At 51.8% G+C, this 19,966-nt stretch carries 19 protein-coding genes and 1 other annotated feature; of the genes, 9 read left to right on the top strand and 10 right to left on the bottom strand.

All coding sequences use genetic code 11. The features are described from left to right. Positions 1–12: 12 nt before the first annotated feature. Positions 13–1,440: a MocR-like transcription factor YczR gene (yczR, locus tag GFC06_RS22040; RefSeq protein WP_153690663.1), complete on the bottom strand. Its 1,428-nt coding sequence runs from the start codon at positions 1,438–1,440 to the stop codon at positions 13–15. A gap of 87 nt (positions 1,441–1,527) precedes the next feature. On the opposite strand from yczR, the gene yczE reads away from it, so the two are divergent. Together yczE and GFC06_RS22030 are read left to right on the top strand one after the other, a co-directional pair. Beyond that, positions 1,528–2,157, top strand: a complete 630-nt coding sequence (gene yczE / locus GFC06_RS22035) for a membrane protein YczE (RefSeq protein ID WP_016155872.1) — start codon at positions 1,528–1,530, stop codon at positions 2,155–2,157. A gap of 64 nt (positions 2,158–2,221) precedes the next feature. Then, the gene (locus GFC06_RS22030) at positions 2,222–2,575 is read left to right on the top strand and encodes a DUF1428 domain-containing protein (RefSeq protein WP_003831033.1); all 354 of its coding nucleotides are present in this window, start codon (positions 2,222–2,224) and stop codon (positions 2,573–2,575) included. A gap of 51 nt (positions 2,576–2,626) precedes the next feature. Here GFC06_RS22030 and GFC06_RS22025 read toward each other — a convergent pair whose 3' ends face one another. Beyond that, positions 2,627–4,180, bottom strand: a complete 1,554-nt coding sequence (locus GFC06_RS22025; protein ID WP_153690662.1) for an EAL domain-containing protein — start codon at positions 4,178–4,180, stop codon at positions 2,627–2,629. Between the two features lie 188 nt (positions 4,181–4,368). Here GFC06_RS22025 and GFC06_RS22020 point away from each other — a divergent pair, with 188 nt between their 5' ends. Both GFC06_RS22020 and ykgO read left to right on the top strand, forming a co-directional pair. Then, positions 4,369–4,629: a type B 50S ribosomal protein L31 gene (locus GFC06_RS22020; RefSeq protein WP_016152070.1), complete on the top strand. Its 261-nt coding sequence runs from the start codon at positions 4,369–4,371 to the stop codon at positions 4,627–4,629. Between the two features lies 1 nt (position 4,630). Further along, positions 4,631–4,771: a type B 50S ribosomal protein L36 gene (gene ykgO / locus GFC06_RS22015; protein ID WP_005125190.1), complete on the top strand. Its 141-nt coding sequence runs from the start codon at positions 4,631–4,633 to the stop codon at positions 4,769–4,771. A 78-nt stretch (positions 4,772–4,849) separates the two neighbouring features. Here ykgO and GFC06_RS22010 read toward each other — a convergent pair whose 3' ends face one another. The 6 genes from GFC06_RS22010 to acrA form a co-directional block, all read right to left on the bottom strand. Beyond that, a complete protein-coding gene (locus tag GFC06_RS22010; protein WP_016152071.1) occupies positions 4,850–5,320 on the bottom strand; it encodes a YlaC family protein in 471 nt (156 codons plus the stop codon). A 116-nt stretch (positions 5,321–5,436) separates the two neighbouring features. Beyond that, positions 5,437–5,988 carry a maltose O-acetyltransferase gene (gene maa / locus GFC06_RS22005; protein ID WP_016152072.1) on the bottom strand — a complete coding sequence of 184 codons (552 nt, stop codon included), beginning with the start codon at positions 5,986–5,988 and terminating at the stop codon, positions 5,437–5,439. 180 nt (positions 5,989–6,168) lie between these two features. After that, positions 6,169–6,387 carry an HHA domain-containing protein gene (locus GFC06_RS22000; RefSeq protein WP_002892050.1) on the bottom strand — a complete coding sequence of 73 codons (219 nt, stop codon included), beginning with the start codon at positions 6,385–6,387 and terminating at the stop codon, positions 6,169–6,171. A 27-nt stretch (positions 6,388–6,414) separates the two neighbouring features. Next, complete coding sequence (gene tomB / locus GFC06_RS21995) at positions 6,415–6,789, bottom strand: Hha toxicity modulator TomB (RefSeq protein WP_019076175.1); 375 nt, start codon at positions 6,787–6,789, stop codon at positions 6,415–6,417. A 488-nt stretch (positions 6,790–7,277) separates the two neighbouring features. After that, the gene (gene acrB / locus GFC06_RS21990; protein ID WP_016152073.1) at positions 7,278–10,427 is read right to left on the bottom strand and encodes an efflux RND transporter permease AcrB; all 3,150 of its coding nucleotides are present in this window, start codon (positions 10,425–10,427) and stop codon (positions 7,278–7,280) included. A gap of 22 nt (positions 10,428–10,449) precedes the next feature. Continuing rightward, complete coding sequence (acrA, locus tag GFC06_RS21985) at positions 10,450–11,643, bottom strand: multidrug efflux RND transporter periplasmic adaptor subunit AcrA (protein ID WP_016152074.1); 1,194 nt, start codon at positions 11,641–11,643, stop codon at positions 10,450–10,452. A 141-nt stretch (positions 11,644–11,784) separates the two neighbouring features. On the opposite strand from acrA, the gene acrR reads away from it, so the two are divergent. Together acrR and mscK are read left to right on the top strand one after the other, a co-directional pair. Further along, positions 11,785–12,435, top strand: a complete 651-nt coding sequence (gene acrR, locus GFC06_RS21980) for a multidrug efflux transporter transcriptional repressor AcrR (RefSeq protein ID WP_047416857.1) — start codon at positions 11,785–11,787, stop codon at positions 12,433–12,435. Positions 12,436–12,562: 127 nt separating this feature from the next. Then, positions 12,563–15,928 (top strand): mechanosensitive channel MscK, encoded by a 3,366-nt coding sequence (gene mscK, locus GFC06_RS21975; protein WP_153690661.1) that lies wholly within the window; start codon positions 12,563–12,565, stop codon positions 15,926–15,928. 74 nt (positions 15,929–16,002) lie between these two features. On the opposite strand, the gene rsmS is transcribed toward mscK, so the two are convergent. Then, positions 16,003–16,164, bottom strand: coding sequence for a pleiotropic regulatory protein RsmS (gene rsmS, locus GFC06_RS21970; RefSeq protein WP_103765961.1), 162 nt, complete (start codon positions 16,162–16,164; stop codon positions 16,003–16,005). Positions 16,165–16,178: 14 nt separating this feature from the next. After that, positions 16,179–16,706, bottom strand: a complete 528-nt coding sequence (gene priC, locus GFC06_RS21965; RefSeq protein ID WP_016152078.1) for a primosomal replication protein N'' — start codon at positions 16,704–16,706, stop codon at positions 16,179–16,181. A gap of 69 nt (positions 16,707–16,775) precedes the next feature. Here priC and GFC06_RS21960 point away from each other — a divergent pair, with 69 nt between their 5' ends. The 3 genes from GFC06_RS21960 (at position 16,776) to dnaX (ending at position 19,948) form a co-directional block, all read left to right on the top strand. Next, positions 16,776–17,153, top strand: coding sequence for a DUF454 family protein (locus tag GFC06_RS21960; RefSeq protein WP_029139439.1), 378 nt, complete (start codon positions 16,776–16,778; stop codon positions 17,151–17,153). Between the two features lie 193 nt (positions 17,154–17,346). Next, complete coding sequence (gene apt, locus GFC06_RS21955; RefSeq protein ID WP_006685676.1) at positions 17,347–17,898, top strand: adenine phosphoribosyltransferase; 552 nt, start codon at positions 17,347–17,349, stop codon at positions 17,896–17,898. 118 nt (positions 17,899–18,016) lie between these two features. After that, positions 18,017–19,948, top strand: coding sequence for a DNA polymerase III subunit gamma/tau (gene dnaX, locus GFC06_RS21950; protein WP_047501898.1), 1,932 nt, complete (start codon positions 18,017–18,019; stop codon positions 19,946–19,948). Then, positions 19,281–19,345 (top strand) — a sequence feature (DnaX frameshifting element). (Overlaps the previous gene by 65 nt.) Positions 19,949–19,966 lie beyond the last annotated feature (18 nt).

The following is a 19,966-nucleotide window of genomic DNA, read 5'->3' as shown; positions in this document are numbered from 1 at the left end:
TTAACTCGTCGTTTAGATTATTTTACGCATTTTCCCGCCGCTGGCCTGCAAACGCAGGCTATCCCAAATAGGTTGCAACACTCTGAAGGCGGCACATGCTGTGTCATCCGGCAACGTGAAGGGCATACGCAAAAAGCGGTCGAATGCGCCATCAAGGCCGAACCGCGTACCGGTTCCCAACTGAATGCCTGCACTTTCGGCGCGCGTGGCAAAGAGCGTCGCCAGCGTATCAGGCAGTTCAACCCAGAAAGAGAGTCCTCCTTGTGGCTGGGTAAATTGCCATTCCGGAAAATGTGAGTTCATCAGGCGCGAGCACAGGTCTCGCTGTGATGTGAGCCGGCGTCTTCTGTCAGGAAGAAAGTCCTCAGCGTTATCCAGCAGCCAACTGGTGGCGAGTTGTTCAAGCACCGGGGAGCCCAAATCGAAGGTGTCGCGGGTTTGGACCAGCGCGGCAATGGTACGCGCCGACGCCCGAATCCAGCCCAGACGTAATCCGCCCCAAAAGCTTTTCCCTGCTGAACCGAGCAAGATTATCGGGGCATCGCGATTGAATGCGGCAAGCGGCGGTGGCGGTGGGGCGTCATACCACAGGTTCACCATGGTCTCATCGACCACCAACGTCGTGCGGGTTCTTTCAGCAATATCCGCCACGACCTGGCGAGTAGCGGTGTCCATACAGCGTCCGGTCGGGTTGTGAAAATCCGGCATCAGATAGGCCATTCTCGGAGCAGTTTGCGCGATGGTGGCGACCAGACCCGCCGTATCCCAACCGTGCTCGGGCAGCGACACGCCGACGGGGCGACATGACGCCCCTTGTATTGCTGCAATGGCCAGCGGATAAGTGGGGTGATCTACCACTACGCGATCGCCGGGGCCGGTGAGTAAACGCAGGATCAACGCCAGACCGCTGACCGCGCCGTTCACGACCATTATTTCGTCGGGCTGCGTCGGGAGTCCGCGTTCGCGATAATGCCGGGCGATGGATTCACGCAAAACCGACAGTCCCTGCGGTAGATACCCGGAGCTCAGCAGATGCTGCGGCATTGCGAACAGTGCCTGCTGGTAAGCCTGATGAATTTCAGGACCGGCACTCAGCGCTGCCGTGGACAAATCAAGCGCTGTGCCAGTGTTGGTTCGCGTTGGCACATGGCGAATATGCTCCGGCAGGATCACCCGTGAACCGCTACCATGTCGGCTTTCCAGATATCCCTCCTCACGCAGTTGCGCCATGGCGCTGGCGACGGTGGTTCGGCTGACTTGCAGAACGGCAGCGAGTTCGCGTTCACCGGGCAAGCGGCTATCCAGCGCCAGTCGCCCATCGAGGATCAGCAAACGTAACGCTTCTGCCAACTGTCGCCAGATGGGCGTTCGCGAGGGACTTTCCTGCCAGTGTCCGAGCAGGCGTTGCAAAGACTGGCTTCCGTAACGGCGAGATGACATAGCAGTCCACTTTTTGAAAACTGGACATTAATCATAGTGCCAATTGCGGTGAAGATGAAAGTTATCTGAGAGTAAGAGGGGAAGAACATGCTGCGTCGTTTACTTCAGCTGTTTATCGGGCTGACGCTGTACGGTGTGTCGACGGCGATGTTTGTCCGTGCCGATTTAGGGGCCGATCCGTGGAACGTGTTTCACCTGGGGGTGGCAAATTTACTGTCGATGAATATCGGCGTGGTGATTATTGCCGTGGGTGTGTTGGTGCTTCTGGCGTGGATACCGCTACGCCAGCGCCCAGGGTTTGGCACGTTAAGCAACGTGATTATGATTGGGCTGGCGGCAGATGTCGCGCTGCTGGTGATTCCGGGATTTGAATCCCTGCTGGCGCGCAGCGGGCTGCTGGTGTCAGCGGTGATACTGAATGCGTTAGCAACCGCTCTGTACATTGGTGCCGGTTTTGGCGCGGGCCCGCGTGACGGTCTGATGACTGGAATTCACGCGCGTACCGGCTGGCCAGTACGACGAATTCGAACCGCAATCGAAGTGTCCGTGTTGCTTATTGGTTGGCTGTTGGGGGGAACCGTTGGGTTTGGAACGGTGCTGTATGCACTGGCTATTGGGCCGCTGATTCAAATTTGCCTGCCATGGTTTTGCCATCAGCCGCAGGCGCGTATTCGTATCAGGAATGCGCCTGGGGCACGATCGCCTGCTGGCGACTAAACTTAACCTCGACTGACGCGGCCGGAATCGGCTTGCCGTGCAGTACACTTCGGAGGTTTTTCTCATGAAGTATGTTGATGGCTTTGTGGTTGCCGTACCCGCTGAAAACAAGGAGGCGTACATTGCGATGGCGGCAAAAGCAGCTCCGCTTTTCAAGGAGTTCGGTGCATTGCGCGTGGTGGAGTGCTGGGCAGATGACGTCCCCGACGGCAAACTGACCGATTTTCGCATGGCTGTGAAAGCGCAGGATCATGAGGAAGTGGTATTCAGCTGGATTGAATACCCTTCCAAAGAGGTCCGCGATGCGGCGAATCAGAAGATGATGTCCGATCCCCGTATGAAGGAATTCGGTGAATCAATGCCATTTGATGGCAAGCGAATGATCTACGGTGGATTTGCGCCCATTATGGAAGAGTGATGTGACTGGCTGTGCGGCGTGCCGCCAGCCATCTCACCATCAACAGCCATGCTAAAGCCGTTTTTCTGCCCACAGAATAAATTCTGCTTTCGGCAGCGCTTTACTGTAAAGCCAGCCCTGACCGTACTGCACGCCGTGCTGGCGTAGCCAGGCTTCCTGATTCTCGGTTTCAATACCTTCTGCCACCATCTCCAGCTTCAGCGTTTTCGCGATCTCGATGATATGCGGCGTGACGTTGTTGTACTCCAGCGCATCGACGAACGATTTGTCGATCTTCAGGATATCCACATCCAGATCCTGCAAATAGCTAAGACTTGAATAGCCGGTACCAAAGTCATCAATATAGATCGAATGGCCTGCCTGTCGGTATTTAGCAATAAACGGCGCGCTGTTTTTCGGGTCGGCAAATTCGCGTTCGGTCAGTTCCAGCGCGATTTGTGCAGGCCTAAGTTGCCAGTGGTTCACCTTCTGGCTTAACAGAGCTGGAAGCGTTTCGGAGGTCAGATCGGCTGACTCAAGGTTAATGGATATATGCTGGTGGGGATATTGACGCAGCCATTTTCCTAAATCGTCAAATACGCTTTCAATAATCAAACGGGTGAGCGGCTCTGAAAGCCCGGTCTCTTGCGCCAGTGCGACGAAAATCTCAGGCGACAGATAGCTCCCGTCGGCCTGTGGCCAGCGAGCCAGCGCTTCTGCCCCGACCACTTTCCCCGTTTTGAGCGAGATAATCGGCTGGTAGTAGACCTTGATATCCCGATGCTGGATAGCGTCCTGCAACTGGTGATGAGGGGACTGTAAACGGCGCAAAATACGCAGAATAAAGGCTGCGGTGAGTAAGCCGAGGAGGATCCCTGCCGGTAACCAGATTAGCGCTTGTCGGTGCCAGCTCTTTTGCAAAGGTACAGTGGATGCCCAGGTTACAACCGTAATGCCCAGTTCGGGGAAGGGGCGGGCGTTATAAATACTGCCGTCTTTCTGCAGATGGGTAATCGAATGCTCTAGTTGCACATGTTGTAAAACATCCGGTGGCAGATCGGTGCTACTGGCTACCACCGTGTTACGCGCGGTACCAAGGATAGCGACTTCAATCGGCCATGAGCCAAACGGGATGACATCAATAAAAGAACCGGGATCGATCATCACGACGTAATGCTTGCTACCTAATGCCGCCATAAAACGCTTGATGCCCAAATCGTTTTGCATGGTCAACCATGCGTGGTAGCCATCGGGCGTGATTTTCATTGCTGGAGGAAACGCGGCTGCCCGGCTTCTTTTTTCCAGGGATGAGCATTGTGGAACGTTATCTTTGAGGTACAGCACTTCCTGAATATAGCGATAGCTATATGACAAACGACGCATTTCAAGCAGATGCTCTTCACTACAAGGTTCACCCTGAAAAGCTTCAATATGGCGCAACGCTTTTTTGGCCTGTTCACCTACGCGTTCCGTACGTAATGCGACTCGGGTTGAGAACATATCGAGTTCATCGATAAATTTCGTTTCGACCTGACGATGCGCCAGCCACAGGCTTAAACCTACGGGCGCGAGGATGGAAAGAAACAGCACCCCAGTCACCAGGCTTATCAGATGTCGTGTTATCACAGTGATATCCTTATTAACACAGCGTAGGGAAAGTATATCCGAAAGCCGAAAAAGCTATTCGATTGGCATCATATATTTACGGCCACTTATCATCCCGTTTAACTCTTAATCGCGTAAACCAGGTTGTGATTTATACAAGAGTGGTGTATTTTGATTGTTATGTTATAACGTAGCAAATTGAGGTTGCCATGAAGCCGGATATTCATCCTTTTTACCGTACTGTGGTGTTTCACGATACCAGTGCCAATGAATTTTTTAAGGTCGGCTCGACCATTAAAACGGAACGTGAGATTGAGTTTGAGGGGAAAATGTATCCGTACGTGACCCTGGATATCTCTTCCAAATCGCATCCGTACTATACCGGGAAACAAAAAACCTTTGATAACGAAGGCAGTGCAGCACGTTTCCAGAAACGTTTTGGTCATTTTATTGGCACTAAGCGAGGTTAAGATGCAGGTACTCAATTCACTTCGTAGTGCAAAACAGCGTCATCCTGACTGCCAGATAGTGAAACGCAAAGGGCGTTTGTACGTCATCTGCAAAACGAATCCGCGCTTTAAAGCTGTTCAGGGGCGTAAAAAAAGACGTTAGTTTCTTTACCAACATTTCAGGGATTAAAGTGCGTTTCCTTCATCGGGACGCACTTTTTTTATCTGCGTTGAGATGTCGTTACTGACTGGTCTGGGGGCGGGTTAGCGTAAAGACATCGTAGAACGAGAGTTCTCCCTTACGCGATATCATCTTTTGCAGCTGCGCTTTATGTTCGCTATCGACGGAAGGTGAGTGCAGGATGGTATCGATGAGTGAAGGGGGGACAAAGCGCGTGTTATACCATTCCCCGTTATAGCAAACTCTGAAATCCAGTACGTCGATATCTTCAAAGCGGTATCGCGGCGCAACGTCGAAAAAGAAAAACGCGTTGAGTATGACGAACAGAACCACCAGCAGCCATACTGAATCGACTAACGTTTCTGACTGCAGCATCACCGCCAGCGTGGCAAACCACGCAACATACATGCCGATGAACAAGCCGGGATGTTTGCGAATAAAGCTGATGCTAAAGCGCGGTTTGTTGTCGCGCTTTTCGCGAATATTTAAGTCGTCGATGGTTTCGGTAAGCAGGCGCTGTATTTCTGTCATCTCTTGCCTTTGTGGTGTCTGCGATATTCAGATGCGATCGCCCTATTTTAAAAGGGGATACCTTGTGAAGAAAGTAACAGATTAACCACAATTTATCATAACAGTTACATTTAAGATCACAGCGTTTTAATAATCCTGGCGGGATTGCCCCCAACCACGCAGTTTGCCGGAACGCTTTTCGTGACCACCGCGCCTGAGGCCACAACCACGTTATCACCCAACGTTACGCCAGGGTTTATCACTGCGCGTCCACCTATCCAGACGTTGTTGCCAATAGTCACGGGTTTGCCGAGCTCCATGCCACTGTTTCGCTCGGTGGCATCCAGCGGGTGGGTGGCGGTATAAATATGGACTCCTGGGGCTAACATGCAGTTGTCGCCAATATGGATCGGGCAGACGTCGAGCATAACGCAGTCGAAGTTGGCGTAAAATTCTTTACCGAGATAAATGTTATAGCCGTAATCACAACGAAAAGAGGGTTCAATGTAAGCCCCTTCGCTCTGGCCCAACAGCTCATGCAGGATAGCTTGTCGCGCATTTTTTTCATCGGGAGCGGTGAGATTGTAGCGATGGGTCAGCTGACGAGCGCGTAGTCGGTCGTGGCGCAATGTTTCATCCGCCGGGCGATAAAGTTCACCGGCGATCATTTTTTGCTTTTCATTACTCATTACGAATTTCCTGTGTACTGGAGGTCATTTCAACACAGTAAAACGCAATGCAAACAAGGGGAACGTTCCCGCTTCTTCGCTGTGATCGTAGTCACGTGATTTGATTTAAATAACCATTGTAAATACGAAAATGGTCAGCCAGACAAATGTACCGCTATACCTGACTTAACCCGTGAGCAATTAGCGAATGAATTTCCAAACAGAAGTTGGAATCTTGTCGTAGAGCTTATTCATAGTCAATTCAGCAAGGCGGTGATCTGCTGCTGAGTAAAATACAGCCAGTTCGTTGTCGGACAATTCATATTTATTTTTTTCAATAACGCGCTCAAGTGTGTCAATTGTCTGACAACGTCGCAGGCGCATCAAATAATCAGTTTTAGTTAATGGTTTATCGGACATAAATCTTACCTATGATTGTAATAATTTTTAACAAGACAAACTAACAGGATTAGCCCTGGTGGCATTGACAAAACAGCGAAACAGTCGATTACCTGACTTCCGCCATTTCTGCAGATCCTGCGTATTAATACCATAACTGCTGAACAACATAAAAGTGTCATCCAGGTATTCATCTATCTGCGCGACCAGCTTATTGTCCTCATTGTACTTAATTTTATAATTAAGTGCGAAGGTTGCAATATGCTCTATCAGTTCATTGAGCTGCAAGCTGGTGGCAGAGGTAGGGTCATTAACCCAGCCATGGTTACTTTGTTCAAGGTTTGCAAGACAGTCATGATACAGGGTTTCGCAGAGAAATTTAAGCTGCGCGATATCATGTCTTTTGGGTGAGTATTCATCCATAACGCATCCCCTTCTTCGTGGCTTAAACTAACCGAACACCTTCGGGATGGATACAACAGACTACCTGGAACTTGCCCGCGACTCCTGATGATTTAACTATAATCTAGTCTAAAAAAGATTTCATCGTCATATCACGAAAAATTACAATTATGCAAACTTATGATGTCAGGTCATTTTTACATTTTAACAGATAAATGCGGTTATTCGGAATCGGACAATTTCTTTATTCTTCGGGCAATCATCGAGTTATCTTGATTAGGTTTAGCAACGAAAGGTAACAATCGACAATGTGAACCGCTTACCAGGAATAATCTTAATATTTATTAAAGTAAATAAGAACTCTCAATGTTTTTTTAAGAATAGCCTTTAAGGCTACAGGGATTATATCGCTTATTTACTCTGGAGAAAATAAACGAAATAGCAATAAGTGATTTTTATGATTTTTCCAGAAAAAAGGCCGCTTGCGCGGCCTTATCTTTAGAGATCTATCAATGATGGTCTACTGAGTGGCTATGCTCAAGATCTTCACTTTTGCGGCTAAAGCGGCGGCGTACCACCACAAAGAACACCGGAACAAAGAAGATAGCCAACACGGTTGCCGTCACCATCCCGCCCATTACGCCAGTACCAACGGCGTTCTGCGCGCCGGAGCCTGCGCCGGAGCTGATAACCAGCGGCATTACGCCCAGAATAAAGGCCAGCGATGTCATCAGGATCGGACGTAAACGCATGCGGACCGCATCCAGCGTCGCCTCTATCAGACCTTTACCCTCTTTATCCATCAAGTCTTTGGCGAATTCGACGATAAGTATCGCGTTCTTCGCCGACAACCCAATGGTTGTGAGCAGGCCTACCTGGAAGTAAACGTCGTTGGTCAGGCCGCGGAACGTTGCCGCCAGCAATGCACCGATAACACCTAACGGTACCACCAGCATGACGGAGAACGGAATTGACCAGCTCTCGTACAATGCCGCCAGACACAGGAATACGACAATCAGTGAAATGGCATACAGAGCAGGGGCCTGGTTGCCGGACAGTCGTTCCTGGTAGGACATACCGGTCCAGTCATAGCCGATACCGGATGGCAGTTTGCTGGCCAGTTCCTCCATCATTGCCATGGCTTCACCGGTACTTTTACCCGGTGCGGCCTGGCCTAAGATTTCCATGGAAGGCAGACCGTTATAGCGTTCCAGACGCGGTGAACCATATTCCCAACGTGAGGTAGAGAAGGCGGAGAACGGTACCATCTGTCCATCGCTACCGCGGACATACCAGTTTCCAATATCTTCCGGCAACATACGGTATTTCGCTTCAGACATGATGTAAACTTTCTTCACACGACCACGGTCGATGAAGTCATTTACGTAGCTTCCGCCCCATGCTGCACCCAGCGTTGTATTAATATCACTAATGGATACACCCAGAGCCTGCGCTTTTTCCTGATCGATATCGATCTTGAACTGTGGCGTATCTTCCAGACCGTTAGGACGTACGCCGACTAACAGATCAGGATGTTTTGCAACTTCACCAAACAGCTGGTTACGCGCCTGGGTTAGCTTCTCATGACCTAAACCTGCCTGGTCAATCAGCTGGAAGTCGAAACCGGTCGCGGTCCCTAACTCCACAATCGCTGGCAGGTTAAAAGCAAAGACCATCGCGTCTTTAATCTGCGAGAATGCGCCCATCGCACGTTGAGTAATTGCCTCAACCTTGTTCTCTTCGCCTGGACGTTCACTCCAGTCTTTCAGAGAGACGAACGCGATACCGGTGTTCTGACCACGTCCTGCAAAACCGAAGCCGTTAACGGCAAACACCGATTCAACGTTCGCTTTTTCTTTGGTCAGATAGTAATCCGTCATTTCGTCCAGCACCTTCTGGGTACGCTCTTGCGTTGCACCCGCTGGCAGCTGAGCCATTGACAGGAATACCCCCTGGTCTTCATCTGGCAGGAACGAGCTTGGCAGACGAACGAACAGATAGGCCATACCCACGACGATGATCAGATACAGCGCCAGATAACGACCGGTGCTGCGCAGAATTCCGCCCACGCTGTCGGTGTAATGGTGCGTGCTCTTATCGAACATGCGGTTAAACCAGCCGAAGAAACCTTTTTTGCCTTCTCCGTGATCGCCTTTAGCAACCGGTTTGAGCATGGTCGCACACAGGGCAGGGGTCAGAATCAATGCCACCAGGACTGATAACGCCATCGCCGAAACAATGGTGATGGAGAACTGACGGTAAATTGCACCGGTAGATCCCCCGAAGAAGGCCATCGGAATAAATACCGCTGACAGCACCATGGCGATACCAACCAGTGCGCCCTGAATCTGGCCCATCGATTTACGCGTTGCTTCCTTCGGTGGTAGCCCTTCCTCAGCCATTACACGTTCAACGTTCTCGACCACAACGATGGCGTCATCCACCAACAGGCCGATGGCGAGCACCATCCCGAACATCGTCAGCGTGTTTATCGAGAAGCCGAAAATCGCAAGGACGGCAAACGTACCCAATAGCACCACCGGCACGGCGATAGTCGGAATCAGCGTCGCGCGGAAGTTCTGCAGGAACAGATACATTACCAGGAACACGAGGATGATGGCTTCCGCCAGCGTTTTCACTACTTCGTGAATAGAGATTTTCACGAACGGCGTGGTGTCATACGGGTAAACGATCTTCAGACCTGACGGGAAGAACGGTTCCATCTTCTTCAGTTCATCGCGGATAGCGTTTGCTGTGTCCAGGGCGTTAGCGCCTGTCGCCAGCTTGATACCCAGACCGGATGCCGGTTTACCGTTGAACTTCGCAATGATGTCGTAGTTCTCGCCACCCAGTTCGACTTTCGCTACGTCACGCAGGCGCACCTGGGAACCGTCCTGATTCACTTTCAGCAGAATTTTGCTGAACTCATCGGCGGAGGTCAGACGGGTTTGCGCGATGATCGAAGCGTTAAGTTGCTGGCCTTTCACCGGCGGCGTACCGCCTAACTGACCGGCTGCAACCTGGGCGTTCTGCGCTTTGATGGCGCTGATCACATCAACCGGCGTCAGCTGGAAGTTATTCAGTTTGTTCGGATCCATCCAGATGCGCATCGCGTACTGGGAACCGAACAGCTGAACATCACCCACACCTGAAGTACGGCTGATGGCGTCCTTCATGTTGGCGCCCACGTAGTCGGAAATATCCTCCTGCGTCATGGTGCCGTTGGTGTTGATTACGCCGACAACCATCAGGAAGCTACTGGATGATTTCTCAACGCTCACACCCTGTTGTTGTACTTCCTGCGGTAGAAGCGGCATTGCCAGCTGCAGTTTGTTCTGCACCTGTACCTGCGCGATATCCGCATCAGTACCAGACTGAAAGGTAAGCGTGATCTGCACGGTACCCGTGGAGTCACTGTTTGAGGACATGTACATCAGGTTATCGATACCGTTCATATTCTGTTCGATAACCTGAGTAACAGTATCCTGTACTGTTTTGGCATCAGCGCCAGGGTAGGTCGCGGAGATCGTCACTGCTGGCGGTGCAATAGTCGGATATTGCGCTACCGGCAATTTGAGGATCGCGAGCCCCCCTGCCAACATGATGATAATGGCGATCACCCACGCAAATATTGGGCGATCGATAAAGAAATTAGGCATGTCTTAACGGCTCCTGTTTAAGTTAAGACTTGGACTGTTCAGGCTGGCTACCGCTTGCAGCTTGCTGGTTGTTATCAGCGGTGATTTCCTGCGCTTTTACCTGCGCGCCAGGACGTACTTTTTGCAGCCCAGTGACAATCACGCGGTCGCCCGGTTTAAGTCCATCAGTGACTAACCATTTGTCGCCAATCGCTTGTGCGGCAACAATTTGACGGGTTTCAACTTTGTTGTCTGCACCGATAACCAATGCACTGGCATCGCCACGCGGTGTGCGGGTAACGCCTTGCTGTGGAACCAGTAATGCAGTTGGGTTAGTCCCTTCTTCCAGACGAGCACGGACGAACATACCCGGCAGTAAGGTGTGATCCGGGTTAGGGAAGATTGCGCGTAACGTAATCGACCCGGTGGTTTGATCTACCGTGACATCAGAAAATTCCAGCGTACCGGACTGCGGGAATTTAATGCCGTCATTGGTCACCAGTTCGACTTTCGCTTTACCGTTTTCCTGCTTCAGCGTGCCGTTGGCCAACTCTTGTTTCAGGCGCAGGAAATCGTTGCTTGACTGCGTCACGTCGACATAGATGGGATCCAACTGCTGAACGGTTGCCAGTGCGGTTGCCTGACCGTTTTGCACCAGAGCGCCTTCAGTAACGGATGATTTACCAATGCGGCCGCTGATCGGCGACGTTACTTTGGTATAAGCCAGATTGATGCGTGCAGTTTCTACCGCGGCTTTCGCGGCGACAACGGAGGCGTTCGCCTGCTGTGCGTCTGCCAGTGCACTATCGTAATCCTGTTGACTGATGTACTTAGTACCCAACAGTTTCTGATAACGTTTAACCGTCAGTTGAGCGATATTTGCTGCGGCTTGTGCTTTTGCCAGATCGCCTTTTGCGCTTTCATAAGCGGCCTGGTAAGTAGCAGGATCAATCTGATAGAGAGATACACCCGCTTCGATGTCACCACCTTCCGTGAAATTACGCTTCAGGATAATACCGCTAACCTGAGGACGAACTTCTGCAATGCGATACGCACTGGTGCGACCCGGGAGTTCGGTTGTTATCTGTAGAGGTTCAGTTTTGAGCGTAACAACTCCAACCTCTGGCATCTGCTGGCCCCCTTGTTGGGCCTGTTTGTCGTCACATCCTGTTAGCGCTAAGCTGCCTGAGAGCATCAGAACGACTGCCAGAGGCGTTAACCCTCTGTTTTTGTTCATATGTAAACCTCGAGTGTCCGATTTCAAATTGATCAATGGCTGAAAGCCCATAAACCCATTGCTGCGTTTATATTATCGTCGTGCTATGGTACATACATTCACAAATGTATGTAAATCTAACGCCTGTAAATTCACTGACCTATGGCACGAAAAACCAAACAACAAGCACAGGAAACTCGACAGCACATTCTCGATGTCGCTCTGCGTTTGTTTTCGCAACAAGGGGTATCATCCACCTCGCTTGCGGAGATCGCAGCAGCCGCTGGTGTCACGCGCGGCGCGATCTATTGGCATTTCAAAAACAAATCGGATTTATTCAGTGAAATCTGGGAGCTAGCAAAACCTAACATTGATGAGTTAGAGACTGAGTATCAGGCAAAATTCCCCGACGATCCACTATCAGTATTAAGAGAAATTTTAATTTACGTTCTTGAAGCTACCGTGACAGAAGAACGCCGACGTTTATTGTTGGAAATTATATTCCACAAATGCGAATTTGTCGGGGAAATGGCCTCAGTTCAGCTAGCTCAACGCAGTCTGTGTATTGAAAATTACGACCGTATCGAACAAACATTGCGGCACTGCATGAACGCCAACATGCTGCCGGAAAATCTGAACACGCGTCGCGTGGCGGTGCTGCTGCGTAGTTATGTTACCGGAATTATAGAAAACTGGTTATTTGCCCCTGAATCTTTTGATCTGAAAAAAGAGGCTCGGGAATACGTCGCCGTGCTGCTTGAGATGTGTCTTCTCTGCCCAACCTTGCGGGTTAACGTAACGGAAACCTGTTAACTCTCTGGGTCTGTACCAGGAATTCTCCTGGTCATTTTGCCTCCTGCTATTCTGCCGGTCACAGCCGTGATATTCTTGCCGCTTGACTATTTTCGGTCACTTTTCCGGTTCAGAAACCTTCATTCTCATGACTATGTTGCAGCTCTATAAACGTTCACAGCATCTTATTGCTATTACCATTCTTTTCTTCATTCTTTTGCTATCCTGCGAGTCATCTGCATTTGCGCGGGCGCAACAGAGTGGTGAACTGCCGACGAAAGCGGATATTCAGAGCCAGTTAGACACGCTGAATAAACAAAAAGATCTCTCCGCACAGGATAAGCTGGTTCAACAGGATCTCATCGATACCATTGCTACGCTGGATAAAATCGATCGTGTGAAGGATGAAACCGTACAGCTTCGGCAAAAAGTTGCCCAGGCGCCGGAGAAAATGCGTCAGGCGACGGATGCGCTAAATTCGCTTAGCGATGTCGATAATGACGATGAAACGCGAAAAACGCTGAGTACGCTCTCCTTACGACAGCTTGAGTCGCGCGTGTCGCAGGTCCTGGATGATCTGCAAAGCTCGCAAAACGATCTGGCCGCTTACAACAGCCAACTGGTATCGCTGCAGACACAGCCAGAGCGTGTACAAAATGCGATGTACACCGCGTCGCAACAGATGCAGCAAATCCGCAATCGACTCGATGGCACCACTGTGGGAGAGGCGGCTTTACGCCCCAGCCAGCAGGTGCTGCTGCAGGCGCAGCAAGCGTTGCTGAACGCGCAGATCGACCAGCAGCGTAAGAGCCTCGAAGGGAATACCGTTTTGCAGGATACCCTGCAAAAACAACGCGATTATGTGACGGCGCACAGTAACCGCCTTGAACACCAGCTCCAGCTCCTGCAAGAGGCGGTGAACAGCAAACGACTGACGTTAACCGAAAAGACGGCACAGGAAGCGGTAACGCCGGACGAAGCCGAGCGTATTCAGTCCAATCCGTTAGTGAAGCAGGAGCTTGATGTTAACCATCAGCTCAGCCAGCGCCTGATTGCCGCGACTGAAAACGGCAACAGCCTGATGCAGCAAAATATCAAGGTCAAAAACTGGCTTGACCGCGCGATGCAATCCGAACGCAACATTAAAGAGCAGATCGCTGTCCTGAAAGGCAGTCTGCTGCTGTCACGCATTTTATATCAGCAACAACAAACGCTGCCGTCGGCGGATGAGCTTGCCGATATGACCAACCGGATCGCCGATTTGCGTCTGGAGCAGTTCGAAGTCAACCAGCAGCGCGATACGTTGTTCCAGAATGATGCGTTTGTCGCCAAACTGGAAGAAGGACACAGCAACGACGTTAACCCTGAAGTCCATGATGCCCTGCTGCAGGTCGTGGATATGCGTCGTGAACTGTTGGATCAGCTAAATAAGCAGCTGGGCAACCAGTTGATGATGGCGATTAATCTGCAAATCAACCAGCAGCAGTTAATGAGCGTGTCGAAAAACCTGAAAGAGATCCTCACGCAGCAAATCTTCTGGGTTAACAGTAACCGTCCGATGGACTGGGACTGGATTAAAGCCTTCCCGCAAACCCTAAAAGACCAGTTTAAGTCGATGAAAATCACGGTGAACTGGGAAAAAGCCTGGCCCGCCGTATTTATTGCGTTCCTGGCAGGGCTGCCGCTGCTGCTTATCGCCGGGTTAATCCGCTGGCGTTTGAAGTGGCTGAAGGATTATCAGGCAACATTAGCCGCCGCGGTGGGGAACCTGCGCAATGACAGTCAGCTTAATACGCCAAAAGCGATTCTGATCGATCTCATCAGAGCCTTGCCGGCGTGTCTGATTATCCTCGCGGTGGGTCTGATTCTGCTGACTATGCAGCTGAATATTAGCGACCTGCTGTGGGCGTTCAGTAAGAAGATGACCATCTTCTGGCTGGTGTTTGGTCTGTGCTGGAAGGTGCTGGAAAAAGATGGTGTGGCGATACGTCATTTTGGCATGCCAGCGAAGCAGACCAGCCACTGGCGTCGCCAGATTGTGCGTATTAGCCTTGCGCTGTTGCCGCTTAACTTCTGGTCGGTCATTGCTGAGCTGTCGCCGCTTAATTTGATGGACGATGTGCTTGGCCAGGTGGTCATTTTCCTCAACCTGCTGCTGATCGCCTTCCTGGTATGGCCAATGTGCCGCGAAAGCTGGCGTGACAAAGAGTCGCATGGTCTGCGTCTGGTCACTATTACCGTGCTGTCTATTATTCCGATTGCATTAATGGTGCTGACGGCGACAGGGTATTTCTACACCACGCTGCGCCTGGCGGGCCGCTGGATTGAAACGGTCTATCTGGTTATCCTCTGGAATCTGCTGTACCAGACGGTGCTGCGAGGGTTGAGCGTAGCGGCTCGCCGTATCGCCTGGCGTCGTGCGTTAGCGCGTCGTCAGAACCTGGTGAAAGAAGGGGCCGAAGGCGCAGAGCCGCAGGAAGAACCGACTATTGCGCTGGAACAGGTTAATCAGCAAACGCTGCGTATAACCATGCTGGTGATGGTTGCCCTGTTTGGTGTTCTGTTCTGGGCCATTTGGTCTGATTTGATCACCGTGTTCAGCTATCTCGACAGCATAACGCTCTGGCATTACAACGGCACCGAAGCGGGTGCGGCAGTGGTGAAAGACGTCACCATGGGCAGCCTGTTGTTTGCGATTATTGCGTCAATGGTCGCGTGGGCGCTGATCCGCAACTTACCCGGCCTGCTGGAAGTGCTGGTGCTCTCGCGACTGAAGATGCGCCAGGGGGCTTCTTATGCGATCACCACGATCCTGAATTACGCCATCATCGCCATTGGTGCGATGACGGTCTTCGGATCGCTCGGCGTTTCGTGGGATAAGCTACAGTGGCTGGCCGCTGCTCTCTCGGTTGGTCTTGGTTTCGGCTTGCAGGAAATTTTCGGTAACTTTGTTTCCGGTCTGATTATTCTGTTTGAACGCCCGGTACGCATCGGCGATACCGTGACCATCGGTACGTTCTCCGGAACGGTCAGCAAGATCCGTATCCGTGCCACCACCATTACTGACTTCGATCGCAAAGAGGTGATCATCCCGAACAAAGCATTCGTGACGGAGCGTTTGATCAACTGGTCGCTCTCCGATACCACCACGCGTCTGGTGATCCGCATTGGCGTGGCCTATGGTTCGGATCTGGACAAAGTGAAGAAGGTGCTGTTGCAGGCGGCGACAGAACACCCGAAAGTGATGCACGATCCGGAGCCTGCAGTGTTCTTTACCGCCTTCGGTGCCAGCACGCTGGATCATGAGCTGCGTTTATACGTGCGTGAATTGCGCGATCGTAGCCACACGGTTGATGAACTTAACCGGGCGGTCGATCGTTTGTGCCGTGAAAATGACATTGATATCGCCTTTAACCAGCTCGAAGTTCACCTGCATAACGCGAAAGGTGACACCGTGACCGAGGTAAAACGTGACATCATTAAAGGTGACGATCCGACGCCTTCGGTAGGTTAACAGAAATAATCATCAGGCCTGCGAGCTTCGATTCATTCGTAGGCCTGATAAGTGCAACGCCATCAGGTTTTCAGTTACCGCTCTTTTTTAGATAAAGAGAGCTGTTTCTTCTCGTAATCCTGCTTCACAATCTCCAGTGCTTTCAGAACTGTTTCAGGCTCCATCTGATTCTCTTCAAGCAGGACAATCAAATCGACGGCCAGTTTGACTTCATCTGGGGCGTTCTCTAATGACATAAATTCTCCGGGGATTAGCGGGTTAAACGCGCCAGCACGTTATCTATTCTTGCCAGTGCATGACGACAGCGTGCCAGTCGTGCTTCGAATGCCTCTACTTCGCGATGCAGTTTTTGCTGTTCTTCAAAGCCCGTAACCTGTGCCAGGCGTTCTTTACGTTCACGCGTCATTTCAACCAGGCGGCGCTCAAACTCCTGATGTTGAACTCGCTTACGCTGCCAGCGCGCCAGGCCAGGAGAGGCGCTGTCCCACTCCCGGAGCGACCAACTGGCGGTTTCACGTGAAATCGCCTCTAACTGTGAGGCAAGGTGTTCCGTAAGCCAGGTAATTTGTGGTAGTTGTTGCTGTTCAACTGCGCGACGTAGAGCAGTGAGATTATCATCAGCTTCATCCAGACAGGCCTGTAGCAACGTGCTGCGGGTGTGAAACAGATGCCTGTCAAAGCGGGCGCTAAGCGTGGCATGGTGTGCCAGTGGGGCACAACGCTGCCGCAAGCGGTTAAGCTGGTTTTCGAGCGTCTGAAGCAGCATGACGGTTTTCACGACAACACTCCGATGAAAATGAGAACTGTTATGATAAAGTAGCGATTCTCTGTGTTAAGTATTCATATTATGCAACGCATTATTCTAATCATCATAGGCTGGATAGCGGTAGTGTTAGGAACGCTGGGCGTTGTATTGCCTCTGTTGCCGACAACGCCGTTTATCTTGCTGGCCGCCTGGTGTTTTGCTCGCTCGTCGCCGCGTTTTCACGACTGGTTGCTGTACCGTTCGTGGTTCGGCGGGTATCTGCGCCACTGGCAAAAACACCGCGCGATGCCTCCGGGAGCAAAGCCGCGCGCTATTTTGTTGATCCTGGTAACGTTTAGTATTTCACTGTGGCTGGTCAATATGATGTGGGTACGCGGCCTGCTGCTGGTTATTCTCGCCTGTTTACTGATTTTTATGTGGCGGATCCCGGTGATTGATGAAAAACAACAAAAGCAGTAAAGCGCAATAAACGCTGTTGCAATTGTCTCTCACAGCCAGTAAATTCGACCGTTTTCGAGCACAGGCGCAGGTGGTCAAAGGTTAAGCAAATATAACCTTGGCTCTTATACAGACACAAAATCATTCAAGATACGTCGAGGATGAAGTGTATAGTGCGCCGTGAAGTAATACTGTATTAATCAGGCACAAACTTATGACCGCGACTGCACAGCAGCTTGAGTTTCTCAAAAATAGCATCAAAAGCATCCACGATTACCCAAAACCGGGCATTCTTTTTCGTGATGTCACCAGTTTACTGGAAGACCCGAAAGCCTACGCCCTCAGTATTGAATTGCTGGTTGAACGCTACAAAAATGCGGGTATCACTAAAGTGGTTGGTACCGAAGCGCGTGGCTTCCTGTTTGGCGCGCCGGTAGCGTTGGGTCTGGGCGTTGGTTTTGTTCCGGTACGTAAACCCCGTAAGCTTCCGCGTGAAGTTATTGCTGAGAGCTATGAGCTGGAATACGGCACCGATCAACTGGAAATCCACGTTGATGCCATCAAACCTGGCGATAAAGTCCTGGTTGTGGACGACCTGCTGGCAACCGGCGGCACGATTGAAGCGACCGTGAAACTGATCCGCCGTCTGGGTGGCGAAGTGACCGATGCTGCATTTATCATTAACCTGTTTGATCTTGGCGGCGAGCAGCGTCTGGAAAAGCAGGGGCTGACCTGTTATAGCCTGGTTCCATTCCCGGGCCACTAATTTCGGGCTATCTTATCTCGGCAGATTAATACCGAGACACACAACCTCGCTGTCGCTGCGAGGTTGTGTTAGCATTATCCCCCTGTGAATCCACCCTCCAGCCTTTCAGAGCCTGCCAATGAGTTATCAGGTCTTAGCCCGAAAATGGCGCCCACAAACCTTTGCTGACGTCGTCGGCCAGGAACATGTGCTGACGGCACTGGCGAACGGCTTGTCGTTAGGGCGTATTCATCATGCTTATTTATTTTCCGGCACCCGTGGCGTCGGGAAAACGTCAATCGCCCGTTTGCTGGCGAAGGGATTAAACTGTGAAACCGGCATCACCGCTACGCCGTGCGGCGTGTGCGATAACTGCCGTGAAATCGAGCAGGGGCGCTTTGTCGATCTGATTGAAATCGACGCCGCCTCACGCACCAAAGTCGAAGACACCCGTGACCTGCTGGATAACGTCCAGTACGCGCCAGCGCGCGGTCGCTTTAAGGTCTATTTGATTGACGAAGTGCACATGCTGTCGCGCCACAGTTTTAACGCCTTGCTGAAAACGCTCGAAGAGCCGCCCGCGCACGTTAAGTTCCTGCTGGCGACTACCGATCCGCAGAAGCTGCCGGTGACTATCCTGTCGCGCTGTCTGCAATTCCATCTTAAAGCGTTGGATGTCGAACAGATTCGCCATCAGCTTGAGCATATCCTCAAAGAAGAGCATATCGCCCATGAGCCACGTGCGTTGCAACTGCTGGCTCGCGCCGCAGACGGCAGCCTGCGCGATGCGCTGAGCCTGACCGATCAAGCGATCGCCAGCGGCGATGGTCAGGTCTCGACCGACGCGGTCAGCACCATGCTTGGTACGCTGGACGACGACCAGGCGCTTTCGCTGGTTGAAGCGGTTGTGGCTGCGGACGGCGAACGCGTTATGACGCTGGTGAACGATGCCGCCGCGCGCGGTATTGAATGGGAAGCGCTACTGGTTGAGATGTCGGCTCTGCTGCATCGGATTGCCATGGTTCAGCTTTCACCTGCCGCACTCGGCAGCGATATGGCCGCTATTGAACAGCGTATGCGCGAACTGGCGCGAATCGTCCCGCCAACCGATGTGCAGCTTTACTACCAGACCCTGTTAATCGGGCGCAAAGAACTGCCGTATGCGCCGGACAGGCGAATGGGCGTTGAAATGACGCTGCTACGTGCGCTGGCTTTTCATCCGCGCATGCCGCTCCCGGAACCTGAAGCCCCACGACACTCGTTTGCCCCGGTCGCACCCACTGCGGTGATGAACCCGACGCAGGTGCCGCAGCAGCAGCCTGCGGCAGCGCAACAGCAACAGAATGTGCCGCTCTCCGATGCTACCAGCCAGGTGCTGGCGGCACGCAGCCAGCTGCAACGCGCTCAGGGAGCAACCAAACCAAAAAAGAGTGAACCGGCAGCCGCTTCCCGCGCGCGGCCGGTGAATAATGCTGCGCTGGAAAGACTGGCTTCGGTGTCGGAACGTGTTCAGGCGCGTCCAGCGGTCTCTGCACTGGAAAAAGCGCCAGCGAAGAAAGAAGCGTATCGCTGGAAAGCGACCAATCCTGTTGCAGAAGTCAAAGAAGTCGTCGCTACGCCGAAAGCGCTGAAAAAAGCGCTTGAGCATGAAAAAACGCCAGAACTGGCGGCAAAGCTGGCGGCTGAGGCCATCGAACGCGACCCGTGGGCCGCACAGGTGAGCCAGCTCTCGCTGCCTAAACTGGTGGAGCAGGTGGCGCTTAATGCCTGGAAAGAAGAGAATGGCAACGTGGTTTGCCTGCACCTGCGTTCCACGCAGCGACACCTTAACTCCAGCGGCGCGCAGCAAAAACTGGCCGAAGCATTGAGTTCCTTAACAGGGTCAACGGTTGAATTGACCATCGTTGAAGATGATAATCCAGCGGTGCGCACGCCGCTGGAGTGGCGTCAGGCCATTTATGAAGAGAAACTCGCGCAGGCGCGTGAGTCGATTATTGCGGATAATAACATTCAGACGCTGCGTCGTTTTTTCGATGCGGACCTGGACGAAGAGAGTATTCGCCCCATTTGATCGTCAGCCATTACGGTT

This window comes from Citrobacter braakii (assembly GCF_009648935.1).
Lineage (GTDB): Bacteria > Pseudomonadota > Gammaproteobacteria > Enterobacterales > Enterobacteriaceae > Citrobacter > Citrobacter braakii.
Note: the sequence above shows the minus strand (reverse complement) of the source record. Positions and strands in the feature narration are given on the sequence as shown.